Annotated in this window: 15 protein-coding genes; 5 read left to right on the forward strand and 10 right to left on the reverse strand. The window is 75.1% G+C overall.

Features of this window, described 5'->3' with window-relative positions; all coding sequences use genetic code 11:
* The 3 genes from BMW62_RS22405 to BMW62_RS01235 form a co-directional block, all read right to left on the reverse strand.
* On the reverse strand, positions 1 to 1,649 hold a 1,649-nt coding region (locus BMW62_RS22405; RefSeq protein WP_244523767.1), incomplete at its 3' end, for a M12 family metallo-peptidase.
* A 174-nt stretch (positions 1,650 to 1,823) separates the two neighbouring features.
* Positions 1,824 to 3,542: a reprolysin-like metallopeptidase gene (locus BMW62_RS01230; protein WP_091928999.1), complete on the reverse strand. Its 1,719-nt coding sequence runs from the start codon at positions 3,540 to 3,542 to the stop codon at positions 1,824 to 1,826.
* 109 nt (positions 3,543 to 3,651) lie between these two features.
* Positions 3,652 to 5,055: an NAD(P)H-quinone dehydrogenase gene (locus BMW62_RS01235; RefSeq protein WP_091929000.1), complete on the reverse strand. Its 1,404-nt coding sequence runs from the start codon at positions 5,053 to 5,055 to the stop codon at positions 3,652 to 3,654.
* 114 nt (positions 5,056 to 5,169) lie between these two features.
* On the opposite strand from BMW62_RS01235, the gene BMW62_RS01240 reads away from it, so the two are divergent.
* Positions 5,170 to 5,664, forward strand: coding sequence for a gamma-glutamylcyclotransferase family protein (locus tag BMW62_RS01240; RefSeq protein WP_091929001.1), 495 nt, complete (start codon positions 5,170 to 5,172; stop codon positions 5,662 to 5,664).
* 57 nt (positions 5,665 to 5,721) lie between these two features.
* Here BMW62_RS01240 and BMW62_RS01245 read toward each other — a convergent pair whose 3' ends face one another.
* The 7 genes from BMW62_RS01245 to BMW62_RS01275 all read right to left on the reverse strand — a co-directional run bounded on the left by BMW62_RS01245 (position 5,722) and on the right by BMW62_RS01275 (position 15,981).
* Positions 5,722 to 6,648, reverse strand: a complete 927-nt coding sequence (locus BMW62_RS01245; RefSeq protein WP_091929002.1) for an endonuclease domain-containing protein — start codon at positions 6,646 to 6,648, stop codon at positions 5,722 to 5,724.
* Positions 6,649 to 6,816: 168 nt separating this feature from the next.
* Positions 6,817 to 7,803, reverse strand: a complete 987-nt coding sequence (gene meaB / locus BMW62_RS01250) for a methylmalonyl Co-A mutase-associated GTPase MeaB (protein ID WP_091929003.1) — start codon at positions 7,801 to 7,803, stop codon at positions 6,817 to 6,819.
* Entirely contained in the window at positions 7,803 to 10,010 is a 2,208-nt protein-coding gene (gene scpA, locus BMW62_RS01255; RefSeq protein ID WP_091929004.1) for a methylmalonyl-CoA mutase, read from the reverse strand. Before scpA ends, meaB begins: the two co-directional genes overlap by 1 nt.
* On the reverse strand, positions 10,007 to 11,944 hold the full coding sequence (locus tag BMW62_RS01260; protein WP_091929005.1) for a methylmalonyl-CoA mutase subunit beta: 1,938 nt from the start codon (positions 11,942 to 11,944) through the stop codon (positions 10,007 to 10,009). The genes scpA and BMW62_RS01260 overlap by 4 nt, the downstream gene beginning before the upstream one ends.
* Positions 11,892 to 13,235: an amidohydrolase gene (locus tag BMW62_RS01265; protein WP_091929165.1), complete on the reverse strand. Its 1,344-nt coding sequence runs from the start codon at positions 13,233 to 13,235 to the stop codon at positions 11,892 to 11,894. Before BMW62_RS01265 ends, BMW62_RS01260 begins: the two co-directional genes overlap by 53 nt.
* Positions 13,232 to 14,437: a glutamate--cysteine ligase gene (locus tag BMW62_RS01270; protein WP_091929006.1), complete on the reverse strand. Its 1,206-nt coding sequence runs from the start codon at positions 14,435 to 14,437 to the stop codon at positions 13,232 to 13,234. Before BMW62_RS01270 ends, BMW62_RS01265 begins: the two co-directional genes overlap by 4 nt.
* Positions 14,438 to 14,484: 47 nt before the next feature.
* Positions 14,485 to 15,981: an insulinase family protein gene (locus BMW62_RS01275; protein ID WP_139206157.1), complete on the reverse strand. Its 1,497-nt coding sequence runs from the start codon at positions 15,979 to 15,981 to the stop codon at positions 14,485 to 14,487.
* A gap of 123 nt (positions 15,982 to 16,104) precedes the next feature.
* Here BMW62_RS01275 and BMW62_RS01280 point away from each other — a divergent pair, with 123 nt between their 5' ends.
* From BMW62_RS01280 to BMW62_RS01295, 4 genes are all read left to right on the forward strand, one after another.
* Positions 16,105 to 16,914, forward strand: a complete 810-nt coding sequence (locus BMW62_RS01280; RefSeq protein ID WP_091929008.1) for a purine-nucleoside phosphorylase — start codon at positions 16,105 to 16,107, stop codon at positions 16,912 to 16,914.
* A 77-nt stretch (positions 16,915 to 16,991) separates the two neighbouring features.
* The gene (locus tag BMW62_RS01285) at positions 16,992 to 17,810 is read left to right on the forward strand and encodes an NAD-dependent epimerase/dehydratase family protein (protein WP_091929009.1); all 819 of its coding nucleotides are present in this window, start codon (positions 16,992 to 16,994) and stop codon (positions 17,808 to 17,810) included.
* Positions 17,807 to 19,438, forward strand: a complete 1,632-nt coding sequence (locus BMW62_RS01290; RefSeq protein WP_091929010.1) for a phospho-sugar mutase — start codon at positions 17,807 to 17,809, stop codon at positions 19,436 to 19,438. Before BMW62_RS01285 ends, BMW62_RS01290 begins: the two co-directional genes overlap by 4 nt.
* 66 nt (positions 19,439 to 19,504) lie before the next feature.
* Entirely contained in the window at positions 19,505 to 20,071 is a 567-nt protein-coding gene (locus BMW62_RS01295; protein ID WP_091929011.1) for a dihydrofolate reductase family protein, read from the forward strand.
* The last annotated feature ends 2 nt before the right edge of the window (positions 20,072 to 20,073 follow it).

Raw genomic sequence — 20,073 nt, forward strand, 5'->3', positions numbered from 1 at the left:
CCGGTCGCCGGCGACCAGTACAGGCCACCCCCCTGGAAGAGCTGGAGGCAGCCACCGTTCCGCAGCCCGCAGACGGCGCCCCCCGTGGGGTAGCCCAGCCAGCTGGTCTCGGCACCGAGCTCCGCCCAGCGGGCACCCAGCGCGCCGGTGAGCGTCCTGGCACCCGTTGCCGGGGACCAGTAGATCGCCCCGCGCTCGAACGACTGCTGGCACCCGCCGTCGCGCAGTCCGCACCGCTCAGCGGCCAGAGGTGCCCCGAGCGGGCCGTTGCTGCCGCCCAGCGACGAGTAGAGACGTGCGATCGGGCTGTCGTCCACGGGTCCGTCCGCCGCCGTGCGCACGTTCACCGTCGCCCCGGTCGACGAGGTGCTGACGACGCTGACGGTGAGCCCCTGCTCGAGCAGCATCCGGTTCCCGGCAGGCAGGACGGTCTGCTGATCCTGGTCCCAGGCCGCCTGGCCTGCCGGGGTGCCGTCGAGCAGCAGCGAGGTGTCGCTGGTGGGTCCGGGACCGCCACGACGGACGAGGACGCCGGGCTGCAACCCGTAGCTCGCGGCGGCAGGATCCGACAGCCAGGTGTCGCGGCCGGTGGCGGCGCGGTACTCCACCCAGTAGCGCGTGGTCCCCGCGGTCAGCGCGAGCACCCGTAGCCCGCTGCGGCTCCCCATCGGGCTCAGCGTGTAGGTGCCACCGGTGCCGGTCGAGGACACCGACCGCTGCGCAGCCGACGGCAGGAAGCCGAGCCGGGCGGCGTGCGGGGCGTTGAGCGAGCCGACCTGGTCCCAGGAGATGCCCATGACGTCGTACATGTCCCGGTACGACACCGTCCGGCAGGGCGCCGTCTCGGGCGTGGCATCGCACTGGACCGCCGAGGAGTGACCGAGCCCGAAGTTGTGACCCAGCTCGTGGGCGAGCACCGACGTGGCCGTGTCCTGCACGTAGACCTGGCCGCCGCTGCCGACGCCCGAGCCGATCGTGCCGAGCCCGTACGAGCAGCCGGGGGTGCCGTAGGGGACGTAGAGCAGCAGGTGGCGCCCCGGTCCACCGGTCCAGCTGATCGCGGTTGCGACCTCGTCCCACAGCTGGAACGGCGTGCTGCAGCCGGCCGTCGTGCTGAGCCAGTCGTGGCTCCCGGTGACCGCCACGGTGATGGCACCGTCGCTCTGCTCGTGCCAGAACTGCCGGACGGCACCGTCGACCGCGGTGACGACGTCGGACAGCTGCTTGCCGTCGCGCGGCGCGCCGCCGGGCTGCACCATCACCACCGTCACGCCGTTGGTGTGCGGGGCCGTGGCGGCGGCGGGTTCCGCCGGAGCCACCACCTCTGCGGTCACGACCTCGCGCGCGGGCTCCAGGCCGTGCTCCACCGTGGCCTCGTCACGGACCTCGGCCCCGACCGTCACCTCGACCGTCGCGCCCACCTCGATGTCGTCGACATCGCCGGTGGAGACGCGGACCGTGTCGCCGCCGGCGACGTCGATCCAGCTCAGCAGTCCGTCATCGGGGTGCTCGGCGTGCTGCTCCGCAGCGGGGCCGTCGTGCTCGGGGTCGGCCCAGGCCTGAATCAACTCCCCGACCACGACGTCGCCGGCCGCCGTCGGCTGCTCCTCCGCCCGCGACGACGGGACGCCTGCCGCACCGAGCAGCACGGTCCCGACGGTGATGACTACTAGCGGTCGCATGGACCAGGCCCCAAGGGCAGCGCGCACGGCAGGACTCCAGGACGAAGGGACTCTGCCTGTATCGGCATGTGCGGGGCACAACTGAACCGTGCCGGCCGGTGGAACTCGGCGACAGCCGTTGAGGCGTCGACCGCCGCTGCCTCAGCCCTGACGCAGGCGGTGCCGGCGCAGCACCTGCACCAGCAGCAGCACCGAGCCGCCGAGCACCGAGCCGGCGACGGGCAGCAGCACGCCTCCGGAGGAGCTGGAGCTGTCGCCGACCGGCTCGAGCGGGATGCTCGCCCGCGGCACCGCTAGCTCGACCGCCGGGGCCCACGCCAGCGGCGCCTGCGCCGTTCCCCCGGGTGCGGTCCCCACGACCGGCCCTGCATCCCCGGCCGGGGTGGCCGTACCGCGCCCGGCACTGCTGCCCTGCGCCGGCTGTGCCGGCACCGCGGCGGCCGCGGTCGCGGGTCGGGTCGCCGGGACCACCTCCACCACCGCCCCGCCGCCGTCGACGCCGCGCACCGTGAGGGTGAAATCGCCCCCGGACAGCGGGACCGCGACCCCGGTCGGCAGGGCGAACTGGAGATCGGCCTCCCAGCGACCGGCCGGGCCGGGCGTGCCGTCCAGCAGCAGCGAGGTGTCGGGGAACTGCCCCGTCCGCCGCAGCAGCACCCCGGCGTCGAGGCGGTAGACGTTGTCCCGCGTGCCGAGCCAGGCGTCGCGCCCAGTGGCGGAGCGGAACTCGAGCCAGTAGGCGACCCCTTCGGCGTCCACGAGCCGGAGCGCCCGCAGACCCGTGCCGCCGGCCAGCGGCGCCAGGGTGACGCTCGTGGCGCCCTCCCCCACCGAGACGGTCCGCTGCGCGTCGCCGGGGAGGACGCCGAGCGCGGCGGCCTGGACGGCGTTGAGCGAGCCGAGCTGGGCCCAGGAGGCACCCATCACGTCGTAGTAGTCGCGGTAGCCCGCGGTGCGGCAGGAGCCGCCCTCGACCGCGCCGTCGCACTGCTCCCCCGAGGAGTGGCCGAGGCCGAAGTTGTGGCCGAGCTCGTGGGCGATCACGGTGGCGCCGCCGTCGCGCACGTAGAGACGCCCGCCGGACGCCGGTGAGGCGCCGACCTGGGCCAGCGCGTAGGAGCAGGCCGGCTGGCCGGCGCTCTCGCCGCTCAGCCGGAGCATCAGGTGCTTGCCGGGGCCGGCGGCGAACCCGACCTCGGCGGCGACCTCGTCCCAGAGCGCCTGCGGGTCCGCGCAGCCGGCCGTCGTCCGCACCCAGTCGTGCCGGCCGGTGACGCCGAGGGCGACGGCGCCACCGGTCTGCTCGGACCAGAACCGGGCGACCGCCCCGTCGACGGTCGTGACGACGTCGCGCAGCCGCGTGCCGTCCGGCTCCGTCCCCGCCGGCGCCACCAGGACGACGGTGACCTCGTTGGTCAGGCCGCCCCGCGGCGCGGGCAGCGGCTCCGGCGAGGTGTCCGGCGGCGGGGAGAGGACGTCGCTCTCCAACACCGTGCGGGCGGGGTCGTGCCCGTCGGCGCTCGCCTCGTCCTCGACCGCCCGCCCGACGGTGAGCTCCACCGTGGCACCGGCCGGGACGTCGGCGACCTGCTCGGCCGGGACGCGCACCGCGCCGTCGGCCGTGGCCACCCAGCTCAGCCGGGTGGTGTCGTCGCTCCCCTCGGCGTGGTGCCCCTCGGAGCCCTCCGCCCAGACGTGCACGAGCTCGCCCCGGACCGTCGCCGTCCCGCCGTCGGCGGCGGCCACGGCGGGCACCGCGACGACGCCGAGAGCGGCGGCCAGGACCGCACCGGCCAGCCCGAGCGGGCGGGCGGGACGACGGCGGCCGCGGGGACGACGGAGGTCGTGGTCAGGAGACATCAACTCCTGGATCGGCGGCCCCGCCCTCCGTCGGCACCGGATCGGCGATGTTGAGCCGAACTCCCGTCACACCCGCCGCAGCCGCCCCGGACCTCCCCGGGGCATCACCTCAAGCCAGGTCGTCGGCACCCATCAGGCGTCGCCCCGCCTCGGTGATCGACCCCGACAGCGACGGGTAGATGGCGAAGGTCTGCGCCAGGTCGTCGACCGTCAGCCCCTTGGTGACGGCGAGCGCGATCGGCAGCACGAGCTCCGAGGCCCCCGGGGAGACGACGACGCCGCCCACGATGACGCCGGTGGACCGCCGGGCGAACAGCTTCACGAAGCCGTCGTGCAGGTCGCTCATCTTGGCGCGGGCGTTGGTCGCCAACGGCAGCCGCACCGCCTCGACGTCGGCGTTCTCGGCGAGCGACTTCTCCTGCACGCCGACGGTCGCGATCTCGGGGTGGGTGAAGACGTTGGCGGCCACCGTCTTGAGCTTGATCGGCGCCACCGCCTCGCCGAGGGCGTGCCACATGGCGATCCGGCCCTGCATCGCGGCCACGGAGGCGAGCTGGAAGACGCCGGTGACGTCGCCGGCGGCGTAGATGCCCGGGACCGAGGTGCGGGAGACCCGGTCGACGACGACGTGCCCCGACTCGGTGACCTGCACCCCGTGCTCCTCCAGGTTGAGCCCGGCGGTGTTGGGCACGGTGCCGACGGTCATCAGGGCATGGGAACCCTCGACGCAGCGCCCGTCGGTGAGCTCGACGGCGATCCCCTTCTCGGTGCGCTTGACGCCGGCGGCCCGGCCGCGCTCCAGACGGCCACCGCGGGACTGGAAGACCTGCTCGAGCACCTCGGCGGCGTCGGAGTCCTCGCCCGGCAGCACGCGGTCGCGGGAGGAGACGAGGGTGACCGGCACGCCGGCTTCCAGGTAGCCGGAGGCGAACTCCGCGCCCGTGACGCCCGAGCCGACGACCACGAGGTGCTCCGGCGCCTCCTGCAGGTCGTAGACGTCGCGCCAGTCGAGGATCCGCTCGCCGTCGGGCTCGGCCCCGGGCAGCACCCGCGGGTCGGCGCCGGTGGCGATGAGGACGACGTCGCCCTCGACCTCCTCGAGGACGTTGCCGTCGTCGTCGAGGATCTCCACCTCGTGCGCGGCCAGACCGGGCTCGTCGTCGGCCAGCCGCCCCCGCCCGGCGACGATCCGCACGCCCTCGGCGTCCAGGCGCGCGTGGATGTCGGCCGACTGCGCCATCGACAGGTTCTTCACGCGCTGGTTGGCGGCGGGCAGGTCCAGGCTCACGGTGGCGAGCTCCGCCCCGTGCACGCCGAGGACGGCGGAGTCGCGCACCGACGTCATGGCGCCGGCCGCCGCGATCAGGGCCTTGGAGGGCACGCAGTCGGTGAGCACGCTGGCACCACCGATGCCGTCGCGCTCGATGACGGTGACCTGCGCACCGAGCTGCGCGGCGACCAGCGCGGCCTCGTAGCCGGCCGGGCCACCACCGATGATGACGATGCGGGTCATGGCTCCATCTTCCGTTGCCGGGCGGTCGGTCAACCGCCATTGTCCCCGGCGCGGCCCGGATCGGCGTCACCGCCCGTTCCCGGCCGGCCGGGCCGCGTGGTTAGGCTCGCCGGGATGGGCCTCTACGCCGCCTACGGGTCGAACATGGACCCGGCTCAGATGCTGCGCCGGTGTCCGTCGTCCCCGCACGCCGGCACTGGCTGGATCCGCGGCTGGCGGCTGACGTTCGGGGGCGAGGAGCTGGGCTGGGAGGGCGCCCTGGCCACGCTCGTCCCGGCGGAGGACGACTCGCCTGGTGTGTTCGTCGCCCTCTACGACCTCACCGAGGCGGACGAGCGGGCTCTGGACGCCTGGGAGGGCGCCGACTCCGGCCTCTACCGCCGGGTGCACCTGCGGGTGCACATCACTGCTCCGCAGGGGGACGGGACGCGAGCGACTGCCCTGCTGGGCGGCGACGTCGTCGCCTACGTCTACGTGCTCGACGCCTTCGAGGGCGGGCTGCCCTCGGCCCGGCACCTGGGTGCCATGGCCGACGCCGCCGAGGCGGCCGGCGCTCCCGACGACTACGTGCGCGAGCTCCGCTCCCGCGACTGCCGCAGCGCCTTCTGAGCCGCCCCCCTTCCCGTGATCATGGTGCCGTGACCACCTCGGGCCGCCCTAAAGTGGTCACGGCGCCATGATCACGGTGCGGCGGGCCGTGAGCTGACGGCGCACCTGCTCGACCATCGCCTCCGCACGGCGGTAGACGTCGACCGCGGTGAAGTGCAGGAGCCTCCAGTCGCGCTCGCTCAGCCAGTTGTGGCGGTCGCGATCGGCGGCGAGCTGCTGCCGGGTCATGTGCGCCTCGAGCCCGTCGAACTCCGCGCCGACGCGGTGGTCCTCCCACCCGACGTCGAGCCGGTGCCGTCGACCGGCGCCACGCACCTCGAGCTGGACGGCCGGCGGCGGCAGGCGGGCGACCAGGAACCGCCAGCGCATCCGGGACTCCATCGGTGACTCGGACCGAGCGTCGGCGACGGGGACCAGCTCGTCGAGCCGCCGCACCCCTCGCAGGCCGCGTTGGCGCACCCGTTCGTGGGCGAGCTGCTCAGGCGTGCATGCGCCGGCGCGCAGGGCCCGGTCGAGCGTGGCCAGCGTGTCGATCGGCGCGCCGAGCCGCGCGACGTCGCAGGCCGTGCGTGCACCCGGGGTGCACCAGACCCCGTTCCGGAGGACCGCGTCCTCGGTGTCGAGCACCGACGGGTGCACCTGGAGCTGCCGCAGCAGCCGGTTGTCCATCGCCGCCGGCCCCAGGAAGTGCAGCCGATCGGTGGCGGCCGCGGTGTCCGACCGCAGGTCGAAGCCCCACAGGAGGGCTGCGGTGCTGTGACAGGCGACCAGGTCGCCGCCGAGCCAGAGCGCGGCGGCCCGGACCAGCGACGGGAGCTCGTCCGGCTGCTCGCCGTCGACGTAGATCCCCCGCCACGGTGTGCGTCGCCAGCGACCGCTGCGCAGCTCCGCCCGGATCCGCGCCGGGGGGTGCCGCTCGAGCGCCTGGTCGCGGGTGAAGACCCCACCCTGGCGGGCCACCAGGCGCACGAAGCTCTGCGACATGCGGCCGACCCTGGCCGGTCGGGTCGAGGCGCAGGGGTCCCGTGCGGCATCTGTGGACGAGCCTGCGGCTGGGGACGAAGGCAACCCCCGCCGGTGATCATGGCGCCGTGACCACCTCGCGGGGCCCGGGAGTGGTCACGGCGCCATGATCGCGGAGGGATCGAGGGGTCAGCCGGCGCGGAAGGTCGAGAGGATCTGCTGCGCGGCCAGTGCGGGGGTGAGCTCCCCGGCCAGCACCGCCTTCTCCAGGTCGGGGACGGCGGCCCGCACGCCGGGGTGCGCCCGGAGCTGGTGCTCCAGGCCGTCGCGCACGAGCTGCCAGGTCCAGCGCACCTGCTGGGCGCGGCGCCGCTCGTCGAACTCCCCCGAGACCTTCGCCCGCTCCTGGTGCTCGACCAGCTTGGCCCACACCTCGTCCAGGCCCTCGCCGGTGAGCCCGGCGCAGGTGAGCACGGGGACGTCCCACCCGTTCCCGCGCCCACGCAGCAGCCGGATCGCCTGCGACAGCTCCCGCGCGGCCTTCCGGGCGTCGACGGCGGCCGGCCCGTCGGCCTTGTTGACGGCGATGACGTCGGCGATCTCGAGGATGCCGCGCTTGATCCCCTGCAGCTGGTCACCGGTGCGGGCGATGGTCAGGAAGAGGAACGAGTCGACCATCTCGGCGACGGTGATCTCCGACTGCCCGACGCCGACGGTCTCCACCAGCACCACGTCGTGGCCGGCCGCCTCCACCACGACCATCGACTCGCGGGTCGCCTGGGCGACGCCACCGAGGGTGCCCGAGGTCGGCGAGGGCCGGATGAACGCGTTCTCGTCGACCGCCAGCCGGGCCATGCGGGTCTTGTCGCCGAGGATCGACCCACCCGACCGCGCCGACGACGGGTCGACGGCCAGCACCGCGACCCGGTGACCCGCACCGGTCAGGTCCACGCCGAGCTGGTCGATGAAGGTGGACTTGCCGACGCCGGGGACGCCGCTGATGCCGATCCGCCGCGCTCCCCCGGCGTGCGGCAGCAGCTCGACCAGCAGCTCCTGGGCGCGCTCGCGGTGGTCGGCCCGCCGCGACTCGACCAGCGTGATGGCGCGGGCCACCACCCGGCGGTCCCCGGCGAGCACCCCCTCGACCAGCGCCGGGACGTCGACGTCCCGCGGCATCAGTGCCCCAGACGCCCGGACAGCGTCCGCAGCAGCTCCTGCGCCGCCTCGGCGATGACCGTGCCGGGCGGGAAGACCGCCGCCGCCCCCATCTCCTTGAGCGTCGGGACGTCGTCGGGCGGGATGACGCCGCCGACGACGATCAGCACGTCGTCGGCACCGAGCCCGGCCAGCGCGTCGCGCAGCGCGGGCACCAGCGTGAGGTGGCCGGCGGCGAGCGAGGAGACGCCGACGACGTGCACGTCGGCCTCGACCGCCTGCCGCGCGACCTCGTCGGGGGTCTGGAACAGCGGGCCCACGTCGACGTCGAAGCCGAGGTCGGCGAACGCGGTGGCGATGACCTTCTGCCCGCGGTCGTGCCCGTCCTGGCCCATCTTGGCCACGAGGATGCGCGGTCGGCGGCCCTCGGCCTCGGCGAACTCCTCGGCCAGCCGGCGCGTCTCCTCCATCGGCCCGGATGCTCCTGCCTCGTCGCGGTAGACGCCGGAGATGGTGCGCACCTGGCCGGCGTGCCGGCCGTAGACCGCCTCCAGCGCGTCGGAGATCTCCCCGACGGTGGCCTTGGCCCGCGCGGCGTCGACGGCGAGCTTCAGCAGGTTGGCGTCCAGGTCGTTGCCGCGCGTGCCCTCGGCGGCGGCGCGGGCGGCGTCGGTGAGCCGGCCGAGCGCCTCGGTGACGGCCCGGCCGTCCCGCTCGGCGCGCAGCTGCTCGAGCTTGGCCTTCTGCTGGGCCAGCACGTCGGCGTTGTCGACCTTGAGCACCTCGATCGCCTCGTCGGCGTCGACCCGGTACTTGTTCACCCCGATGACCGGCTGGCGGCCGGAGTCGATGCGGGCCTGGGTGCGGGCCGCGGCCTCCTCGATGCGCAGCTTGGGGATGCCGTCGTCGATGGCTTGGGCCATGCCGCCGTGCTCGGCGACCTCGGCGATGTGCGCCCACGCCCGGCGGGCCAGGTCGTAGGTGAGCTTCTCGACGTAGGCCGAGCCGCCCCACGGGTCGACGACGCGCGTGGTGCCCGACTCCTGGGCCAGCAGCAGCTGGGTGTTGCGGGCGATGCGGGCGGAGAAGTCCGTCGGCAGCGCCAGCGCCTCGTCCAGGGCGTTGGTGTGCAGCGACTGGGTGTGCCCCTGCGTGGCGGCCATCGCCTCCAGGCAGGTGCGGACGACGTTGTTGTAGACGTCTTGGGCGGTCAGCGACCAGCCCGAGGTCTGCGAGTGGGTGCGCAGCGACAGCGACTTCGGGTTCGCAGCACCCGCCTCCTTCACCAGCTTCGCCCACAGCAGCCGCCCGGCCCGCAGCTTCGCGACCTCCATGAAGAAGTTCATGCCGATGGCCCAGAAGAACGACAGCCGGGGCGCGAACGCGTCGACGTCCATGCCGGCGGCCTGCCCGGCCTTCAGGTACTCCACGCCGTCGGCGAGCGTGTAGGCCAGCTCCAGGTCGGCCGTCGCCCCGGCCTCCTGGATGTGGTAGCCCGAGATCGAGATCGAGTTGAACTTCGGCATCCGCTGCGAGGTGAACGCGAAGATGTCGCTGATGATCTGCATCGAGGGCTTGGGCGGGTAGATGTAGGTGTTGCGCACCATGAACTCTTTGAGGATGTCGTTCTGGATGGTGCCGGTCAGCTGACCCGGCTCCACCCCCTGCTCCTCGGCCGCCACGATGTAGAGCGCGAGCACCGGCAGCACGGCGCCGTTCATCGTCATCGACACGCTCATCCGGTCCAGCGGGATGCCGTCGAAGAGCTGCCGCATGTCCAGGATCGAGTCGATCGCGACACCGGCCATGCCGACGTCGCCGGGCACGCGGGGGTGATCGGAGTCGTAGCCGCGGTGGGTGGGCAGGTCGAAGGCGATCGACAGGCCCTTCTGCCCGGCGGCGAGGTTGCGCCGGTAGAAGGCGTTGGACTCCGCTGCCGTGGAGAAGCCCGCGTACTGGCGGACCGTCCACGGCTGGGTGGTGTACATCGTCGGGTAGGGGCCGCGCAGGAACGGCGGCAGCCCGGGGAGGGTCTCGAGGAAGTCCAGGCCCTGGAGGTCGGCGGGGGTGTAAAGCGGCGGGACGGCGATGCCCTCGGGGGTCTCCCAGGTCGCTTCCTCGACGCCGCGCCCGGTCGCCTCCTCGAACGCCTTCGCCCACTCGTCGGCCGAGTACGTCGCCGCCGGGCGGCCCAGCTCGACGGAACCGAAGTCGGGGATCCCGCTCATGCCGTCACTCCCAGCTGCTCGTGGGCCTGCCGCAGCGCCGCCAGCGCGTCGCAGCCGGCGAAGACGTACCCGTCGACACCCTCGACGGCGAGGTCGGGCTTGCCGGCCAGCCACACCTGCGTGGCACCGGCCTGCTTCAGTTCCCCGGCCAGCGCAGCGGCGTCGGAGGCGTAGTCCTTGTCGGTGCCGCAGATGCAGGCCACCGCCGTGCCCGCCTCGGCCAGCCCCGTCGCGCCGTCGCCGGACGGTGTGGCCAGGCCACCGGCCTGGAACAGGTTGGCCGCGAAGGTCGCCCGGGCGGTGTGCCGAGCGACCGGGCCGAGGGTCGCCAGGTACACCGCGGGCCGGGTGGCCGCGGCGTCGGCGGCGTCGCGCAGCGCCTCGAACTCCTGGGCGGCGCGCACCCGCGGCAGCCCGCCGGTGGCCGGCAGCACGTCGGCCGCGGGCCGTCGGGCGGGCAGCTTCTCGGTGAGGTTGGGGAACTCGCTGACGCCGGTGATCGCGTCGGCCCGGGTGGCCAGCCGCTGCGCGCGGGCGTCCCAGGCCTGCGCGATCCGGTCGCGCACGAGGCCGGAGGCCAGCGCCGCGGAGAGCCCGCCGGCCCGCTCGATCTCGGTGAACCACTCCCACGCGGCGCGGGCCAGCTCGTCGGTCAGCGACTCCACGTACCAGGAGCCGCCCGCGGGGTCGAGCACGCGGCCCAGGTGCCCCTCCTCGACCAGCAGGTTCTGGGTGTTGCGGGCGATCCGGCGGGAGAAGGAGTCCGGCAGGCCCAGCGCGGCGTCGAACGGCTGCACGGTCACCGCGTCCGCGCCGCCGACGCCGGCGGCGAAGCAGGCCACCGTGGTGCGCAGCATGTTGACCCACGGGTCGCGCTTCGTCGTCATCACCGACGAGGTGACGGCGTGCTGCCGCTGGGCGCGGGCATCGGGCGAGGCGCCGCTGACCTCGCCGACGCGGTCCCACAGCCGGCGGGCGGCGCGCAGCGCGGCGATGGTCGTGAACTGGTCGGCCGAGGCGGCGTAGCGGAACTCGATCTGGGCGGCGGCCTCGTCGACGGTCAGCCCGCCGTCGGTGAGCGCCCGCAGGTAGGCGACGCCCGCCGCGAGCGAGCAGCCCAGCTCCTCGACCACCGAGGCGCCCGCGTCGGAGAAGACCGTGCCGTCGACGACGACGGTGCGCAGACCCGGGTGGGCCGCCGCGCGGCGGGCGACGTCGGCGAGGCCGGAGAGGTCCTGCCGCTCCCCGGAGGCCGCCTCGACGCCCAGCGGGTCCAGGCCGAGCGAGCCGCCGGGTGCGAGGTCGGTGCGGCCCTCGACCAGCGCGAGGAACGCCTCGGCCGCCGCCAAGCCGCCCTGCACGGTCACCGGCGCGAGGTCGAGGTAGACGTCGGCGAGCACCTCACCGAGCGCGTCGACCGGGATGGCGCCCTCGCCCAGCACCAGCCACAGCGAGGTGACGCCGTTCTCCAGGTCGGCGGCGATCGCCTCCCTGGTGGTGGCGACGTCGGGGTGCGCGTGCCGCTGACGGATGTCCCACCCGCCGGACGCACCGCCCTCGGCGCCACCGGACGCGGTCACCTCGGCCGAGCCGGCCGGACCACCGGCCGGGCGCGCCCCGCGCACGAACGGCGGCAGGCCCGGTACGCCCACGCCCGCGGGCAGGTCGCCGGCGTCCTCGGCGGTGTAGAGGGGGGCCACCGTCACACCCGGCGCCACCGGCCGGCGCAGCGCGTCCTCGGCCGGGTCGGGGAGCTCCTCGCGCCCGGCCTTGCGCAGCACGCCCGCGACCAGCTCCCGCCACTGGTCGCGGGTCACCGCATCGAACTCGCCCGCGAGCACGAGGTCCTCGGGGACCGCGTGCTCGGCCGGCACGTCGGCGTCAGCCGGTGCGCTCCCCGGACCGCTGCTGGTCCGGTGGTCGGTGGAACTCATCCTCTGGTTCCCGCCTCTCGTCCAGGGCTCGTCGGGCAGAAGTGTCTCCGGGCGCGGGTCGGCGCGTGCGCGCGGGTGCCTGGGCGCCGGTCGCGGCGGGCTCGGCGTCGGCCTCCAGCGCGAGCAGCGCGGTGCGCGCGAGCAGCCGCACGCCGACGCCGATGGCGCGCTCGTCGACGTCGAAGGTGCCCCGGTGCAGGTCGAGGGGAGCGCCGCCGCCGTGGGTGCCCAGCCGGGCCAGCGCGATCGGCATGACGTCGGCGAACCAGCCGAAGTCCTCCCCGCCCATGCTCTGCGGCGAGAGCACCAGGTTCTCCGCACCCACCGTGCCCAGCGCGGCCGAGCGCAGCAGCGCCACGGCGCGGGGGTCGTTGATCACCGGCGGGACCCCGCGGATGTAGTCGACGTCGACCTCCGCGCCGGTGGTGGCCACGACCCGCTCGACCAGCGAGCGCAGCAGCTCCTCCGCCCCCTTCCACGCGTCCCGGTCGAGCACCCGGATCGTGCCGCGCAGCGTGCCCCGCTGCGGGATGGCGTTGGCCGCGACCCCGGCGTTCACCGCGCCCCAGACCAGGCTCATCCCGGAGCGGGGGTCGACCTGGCGGGAGAGCAGCCCCGGCAGATCGGTGATGATCCGCCCGAGCGCGTCGACGAGGTCGACGGTCATCTGCGGCCGGGCGGTGTGCCCACCGGGCCCGGTGAGCGTGACGTCCATCCGGTCGCAGGCGGCGGTGATGGCGCCCGTCCGCAACCCGATCGTCCCGGCGGGGATGGAGGGGTCGCAGTGCAGGGCGAAGGCGCGGGATGCACCGTCGAGGACGCCGGAGGCCACCACCTCGGTGGCGCCGCCGGGCACCGTCTCCTCGGCCGGCTGGAAGACGCAGCGGACCGTGCCGGGCAGCCCGTCGAGCGCGGCGAGCGCGACGGCCACGCCGAGCACCACGGTGGTGTGCACGTCGTGACCGCAGGCGTGGGCCAGGCCCTCACGGGTGGAGGCGTACGGCACGTCCTTGAGGTCCTTGAGCGGCAGCGCGTCGATGTCGGCCCGCAGGACGACCACCGGCCCCTCGCCCGTCCCGACGTCGACGGTGAGCCCGGTTCCGGTGGGCAACCGGCGCGGCGTGAGCCCGTGGTGCCGCAGCCGCTCCTCGAGGAAGGACGTCGTCTCGAACTCCGCGTAGCCGAGCTCCGGGTGGGCGTGCAGGTGCCGCCGGGTGGCCGACAGCGCCGACCGGTTGGCGCCGACCCACTCGTCGACGGCCGCGCCCAGCTTCTCGACGACCGGGGTCATGCGGCGTGCCCGCCCGCGCACTCGGCCGGGCCGGGCACCGGCCCGTCGGGCCGGCCGGCGGGGCCCGAGGAGGGCAGGCCGTCCCGCAGCTCGGCCAGCAGGCCGTCCACCACCGGCGCCAGCTCGCCGTCGTGCTCCAGCGCCACCGCCCGCTGCCGCTGGTAGGAGGCGCCGACCGCGAGGATCCGCAGCACGTCGGAGAGCTCGGCCTCGCAGTCCAGCCGCTTGGCCGTGGGCATCAGCTCCGCGACCAGCTCGGTGATCGCCTCGCGCACCGGCCGGACGGCGTAGTGCTCGTCGACGATGATCTCGGCGTCCAGGCCGTAGCGGCTCGCCCGCCACTTGTTCTCCCGCACGACCCACTCCTCCGGGCGGGGCAGGGTGTAGCCGCGGTCGAGCTGGGTGTCGAACTGCTCGACCAGGCACTGGGCCAGGGCGGCGACGGCGCCGATCTCGTCGAGGGTGGGCAGGCCGTCGCAGATGCGCAGCTCGACGGTGCCGAAGTCGGGGTGCGGGCGGATGTCCCACCAGACCTCGCGGACGCTCTCGATGCTCCCGGTGGAGATCAGCGTCTCCATGTACTCCTCGAACTCCCCCCAGTCGTCGAGCTGGAAGGGCAGCCCGGCGGTCGGCATCCCCTCGAAGATCTTGGTGCGGGCCGACGCCAGGCCGGTGTCGCAGCCGACCCAGAACGGGGAGGACGAGGAGAGCGCCAGCAGGTGGGGCACGTACTGGCACAGCGCGTTGACGATCGGGATGACCTTCTCCGGCGCGCGGACGCCCACGTGCACGTGCACCCCGAAGATCTGCAGGCGGCGGGCCAGCCACTGCATGCGCTCCACCAGCTCCTGGTAGCGCTCCTTCGGCGAGATCTCCTGCGTCTGCCAGTCGGTGAACGGGTGGGTCCCCGCGCAGAGCAGCCCGAGCCCCCGCCGGTCGGCCTGGGCGACGACCTCGGCGAGGGTGCCCGTGAGGTCGGCCTTGGCCTCGCGCACCGTGGTGCAGACGCCGGTGATGATCTCGATGGTCGACTGCAGGAGCTCGTGCTTGGCCTTCGGGTGCTCCTCGGCCCCCTCGGGGCGCAGGGCCTCGAGGATCTCGACGGCGCCGGGGGCGAGCTCGCGGGTCTCCCGGTCGACGAGCTGCAGCTCCCACTCCACGCCGAGGCTGGCGCGGCCCGAACTACGGAAGGGGATCTCCACCTCCGGAAGTCTAGGGACGACCACGCTCCCCCACCCGGCGGCGCCCCTCATCCCCCGGCGGGCACGGTGCTGCCGGGCTCACCGGCCCGCGGTGCCGGCACGACCCACGCGGAGCGCGGCAGCCGGGCGCGGACCAGGTCGACCGCCTTGCGGCCGTAGAGGTTCTCGTGGACGTCGATCCCGCAGAGGTTGCGCCCGACGACGAACACGCCCTCCCCCTCGGCCGCCGGCACCGCCGCCTCCACCTGCGTCCAGGGGATGACGTGCCCGTCGCCGCCGGAGTCGCCGTGCGCGAGGAAGTCGTCCCCGACCACCAGCCGCAGCCGCGCCTCCCTGGTGAGCGCCCGGGCCAGCAGCGGGGGCCGGAAGGTGGTGCCCTTCGGGAGCTCCGGGACGTGGTCGCACAGGGTGCGGGGCTCGATCCCCCCGGCGAGCGGGCCCGGATCCGCGCCTTCGGGCAGCACGAGCACCGCCGTCGGCACCGCGCGGCGCAGGGCCTCGGACACCTGCTGCCGCGTGACCTCGCGCCAGGCGGCGAGCCCGTCGGCGCCGGACCGGAAGGGCAGGTCGAAGAGGCTGCAGAAGGCCGCCCGGGTCAGCTCGCCCAGCACCGTCTCGTCGCCCTTGTCGAGGTCCTCGGCGTACCCCTCGACGGCGTGCGCCAGCTCCGCCGCCGACGGGCCGTGGTCGACGAGGCCGAGGAACTGCTCCCAGAGCACCCGCGCCACGGCGCCCTCCTCGCCCTCGCGGGCGTCCACGAGCACGGCCACCTCGCGCTGACCGGGGGCGACGTCGGCGATCTCGAGGTCGGCGTGGTAGCTCAGCCCGCGCTCGTGCCGCGCGACGTCGCGCAGCCGCTGGACGAGCACGTCCAGCCCGGCGCCGACGGCGGCGTCCCGCTGGTCGCCGGCGGTCACCAGGAGCCCGACCCCGGCGACCGGACCGCGCATCCAGACCGGACCCGCCTGCTCGCGCCGCACCGGCTCCGGCCGCTGGGGCCGCGGGCCCTCGGGCAGCGGGAGCCGCAGCTCCGCCGGCAGCTCGCCGTGCCACACCAGGGCGGCGTTGCCGCGCACGAACCAGCGCCGGGCGTGCGCCCGGACGACGTCCTCGCCGAGCCCGACCGGCACGCCACCGCCGGCGAGCGCGATCCCCGGGCCGGTCAGCCGGAAGCGGGCCGCCCAGAGCGCGGCGGCCGTCGGGTGGGCGCCGGCGCAGTTCTCGGCCTCCAGCACGCCCACCTCCTGGGCGATGCGGTGCACCGGGAGGTCGGCGAGCGCGGCGCAGATACCGGCGAGGAAGGCCAGCACCGCGTGCGGGCGCCCGGTCGCGTGGAAGACGGTCATCTCGGTGTCGACCATCGCGTTGCACTCGAGGTGCGACTTGGGCAGCGACCCCATCACCAGGTGCTCGACCAGGTGGGTCACGCCCAGGGTCGCGTAGGTCTCGTCGCGGACGCCCACCCCGAAGGCCAGGGCGGCCGTCACCCGCTGGGGCCCGGGCGCGGCGAACACGGGGACGCCGTCGATGTCGATGCGCTGCACGGGCGACATGCTGCTGATCCGGTGGTGCGGCGAGGAACCGACACGCGGCTGCCCCTCTCCGGCAGGGACCGGTGGGGCACGAGTGCCACGGCGGCCCAGGGCCCGCTGCGCTAGCGTCCCCGCGTGAGCGAGCTCCCCGGAACCGACCCCACCGCCCTGGCCGCGCAGGCGGCCGACGCCCTGACCACCGCGCTCGGCGGCCCGCACGACGTCGCCGTCGTCATGGGCTCCGGCTGGGCCCCCGCAGCCGACGCCTTCGGCGAGGCGGCCGCCACCGTGGCGATCGGCGACCTGCCCGGGTTCGCCGCCCCCACCGCGGTCGGGCACGGCGGCCAGGTCCGTTCGGTGCGCGTGGGCGACCGCAAGGTCCTGCTCTTCCTCGGCCGCACCCACTTCTACGAGGGCCGCGGCGTGGAGCCGGTCGTCCACGGCGTGCGGACGGCGGCCGCCGCGGGCGTGAAGACGGTCGTCCTCACCAACGCCGCCGGCGGGCTGGCCCCCGAGCACCGGGTGGGCCAGGCGGTCGTCATCTCCGACCACCTCAACCTGACCGCCCGCTCCCCGCTCGTGGGCGCGCACTTCGTCGACCTCACCGACCTCTACTCCTCGCGACTGCGCGCGATCGCCAGGGAGCTCGACCCGGGCCTGGCCGAGGGCGTCTACGCCGCGCTGCCCGGGCCGCACTACGAGACGCCGGCCGAGATCCGGATGCTGCGCACGCTCGGCGCGGACCTGGTCGGCATGTCCACCGCGCTGGAGGCGATCGCCGCGCACGCCGCCGGCCTGGAGGTCTTCGGCCTCTCGCTGGTCACCAACGCCGCCGCGGGGGTCACCGGCGAGAAGCTGGACGCCGACGAGGTCATCACCGCCGGCCGGGCGGCCGCGGGACGGCTCGGGCAGTTCCTCGTGGAGCTCATCGGGCGGCTGCCGTGAGCGGACAGGACCGTGAGCATCGCAGCGAGGAACGAGCGAGGAGCGGAGCGGTCCGCGGCAGCGGACCAGGGGGCACCGTGACCGGTCCGGTCCTGGTCACCGGCGCGGCCGGGCGGATCGGCACGGTCCTGCGCGGCGGGCTGCCCGAGCGCGGCTGGGCGGTGCGCAGCCTCGACGTCGTCGCGGTGCCCGAGCCCCGGCCCGGCGAGGAGCACCTGGTCGCCGACGCCACCGACCTGGCCGCGATGACCGGCGCCGCCCGCGGCGCGTCCGCCGTCGTCCACCTCGCCGGGATCGCCGGGGAGTCGACCTGGGCGGCGATCTCGCACGCCAACATCGAGGGCACCTACTGCGCGCTGGAGGCCGCCCGGCGGGCCGGCGTCCCGCGCGTCGTGCTGGCCAGCAGCAACCACGCGTCGGGCTGGACCGAGCGTCCCGACGGCGGCCTGCTCCGCGAGGAGGACGCGCCCCCGCGCCCGGACACCTACTACGGGGTCTCGAAGGTCGCGATGGAGGCGCTGGGCTCGCTGTACGCCGACCGCTACGGCCTGGACGTCGTCTGCCTGCGGATCGGCAGCGCCTTCGCCGAGCCGACCACCACCCGCCAGCTCTCCACCTGGCTCTCCCCCGCCGACACCGTCGCGCTGGTCGACGCCGCACTGCGGGCACCGTCGCCCGGCTTCCGCGTGGTCTGGGGGGTGTCGGACAACACCCGCCGCTGGTGGGATCTCTCCGCCGCCGAGGCGCTGGGCTACCGGCCCACCGACGACGCCGAGGGGTACGCCGCCGCGCTGGTGGCCGCCCACGGCGAGCCCGACCTCGCCGACCCGGTGCACCGCCGGGTCGGCGGCGAGTACACGACCGCCGACTTCGACGCGGAGCACTTCACGGCATGACGCAGGACCTGCTCGAGACCGCCCGCGCCTGGGCCGGAGCCGACCCGCACGAGGGCGACCGCGCCGAGATCCTGGCGCTGGTCGACGCCGGGGACACCGCGGAGCTCGCCCGCCGCTTCGCCGGTCCGCTGACCTTCGGGACGGCGGGGCTCCGCGGCCCGCTGCGGGCCGGGCCGGCCGGGATGAACGCCGCCATGGTGCTGCGCGCCGCGGCCGGGGTGGGCCGGTACCTGCTGGACACCGGTTCCGAGGGCGGGACGGTCGCGATCGGCTTCGACGCCCGACGGCGGTCGGACGAGTTCGCCTCCCTCTCGGCCCAGGTGTTCTCGGCGCTGGGCTTCCGGGTGCAGCTGATGCCGCGGCCGCTGCCCACGCCGGTGCTGGCCTTCGCCGTCCGCCACCTCGGCGCGGTGGCCGGCGTGATGGTCACCGCCAGCCACAACCCGCCCGAGGACAACGGCTACAAGCTCTACCTGGGCGGCGGCGCCCAGCTGGTGCCACCGGCCGACCGGGAGATCGAGGCCGCGATCGCCGCCGTCGGCCCGGCGCGGGAGATCCCGCTGGCCGGCGGGCACGGGGTCCTGGACGACGACGTCCTCACCGGGTACGTGGCCGCGGTCGTGCGGGCGCTCGACCCGGAGAGGGTGCCGGCCGCCGACCGGGCCGCGCTGCGCGTGGCCTACACCGCCATGCACGGGGTGGGCGCGTCGACGACCCGGCTGGTGTTCGCCGCGGCGGGCTTCGCGGAGCCGACCGGCGTGCCCGAGCAGGACCGCCCCGACCCGGCGTTCCCGACGGTCGCCTTCCCGAACCCGGAGGAGCCCGGGGCGGTGGACCTGCTCACCGCGCTGGCCGAGCGGTCCGGTGCCGACGTCGCGATCGCGCAGGACCCCGACGCCGACCGCTGCTCGGTGGTCGTCGGTGGCCGGCAGCTGACCGGCGACGAGGTGGGGGCGCTGCTGGCCGACTGGCTGCTGCGCCGCGGGGTGCGCGGGACGTACGCGTCGTCGCTGGTGAGCGGCTCGCTGATGCACGTCGTCGCCGAGTCGCACGGGGTGCCGTCGGAGGAGACCCCGACCGGGTTCAAGTGGATCATGCGGGCCGGCTCGGACGCGGCGCCGCTGGTGTACGGCTACGAGGAGGCGCTGGGCTACTCGGTGGCGCCGTCGGTGGTGCGGGACAAGGACGGCATCTCCGCAGCAGCCGCCGTCGCGCTGCTGGCCGCGGAGCTCCAGGCCGACGGCCGCACGCTGCTCGACCGGCTGGACGAGCTGGCCCGGGAGCACGGGCTGTTCGCCACCGGGCAGCTGTCGGTGCGGGTGGAGGACCTCTCGGTCATCTCCGGGGCGATGGCCCGGCTGCGCTCGGCGGCGCCGGCGACGCTGCTCGGCCGCCCCGTGGAGTCCGCCGACCTGGCGCTCGGGACGCCGCCGGTGGACGCCGTCCGGCTGCTGGGCGACGGCGTGCGGGTGATCGTCCGGCCCAGCGGCACCGAGCCCAAGCTCAAGGCCTACCTGGAGACGGTCGTCCCCGTGCACGACGACGCCGGGCTGATCGCCGCCCGCGGCCGCGGTGCCGACGAGCTCGACCAGCTGCGCGCGGAGATGTCGGCGGCGCTCGGGCTTTGACACCGATGAGTTCCGCCCCCGTGGGCGGTCTCCTCCCTGCCTGGTCCGGCCACGAGCGGAGGAAGCATGCGGAAGATCGTCGTCCACCTGTCGGTGTCCCTCGACGGGTTCTTCGAGGGCCCTGACCACGACATCAGCTGGCACCTCGTCGACGAGGAGCTGCACAGCCACATGAACGCGCAACTGGCGACGGCGAGCGCCTTCCTCGAGGGCCGGGTCACCCAGGAGCTGATGGCCGCGTACTGGCCGACGGCCGACGAGGACCCGGCAGCCTCGGCGCCGGAGAAGGAGTTCGCCGGCATCTGGCGGGCCATGCCGAAGATCGTGTTCTCCCGCACCCGCGACGAGGTGCCGTGGGCCACCGAGGTGCGGCACGAGGTCGACCCGGACGAGATCCGGGCGCTCCAGGAGCTCCCCGGCGGCGAGATGGTGCTCGGCGGGCCGGACCTCGCCGCGACCTTCCGCCGGCTGGACCTCGTCGACGAGTACCGGCTCTTCGTGGCGCCCGTCCTGCTCGGCCGCGGCCGGCGGCTCTTCGGGGAGGCCGACGCCCTCACGGCCCTGGAGCTGCTCGAGACGCGACGGTTCGGCAACGGGACCGTCATGCTCCGCCACGGGGTGACCCGCCGCTGACG

Origin of the sequence: Blastococcus sp. DSM 46786, from assembly GCF_900109665.1 — a bacterium.
Classification (GTDB): Bacteria; Actinomycetota; Actinomycetes; order Mycobacteriales; family Geodermatophilaceae; genus Blastococcus; species Blastococcus carthaginiensis.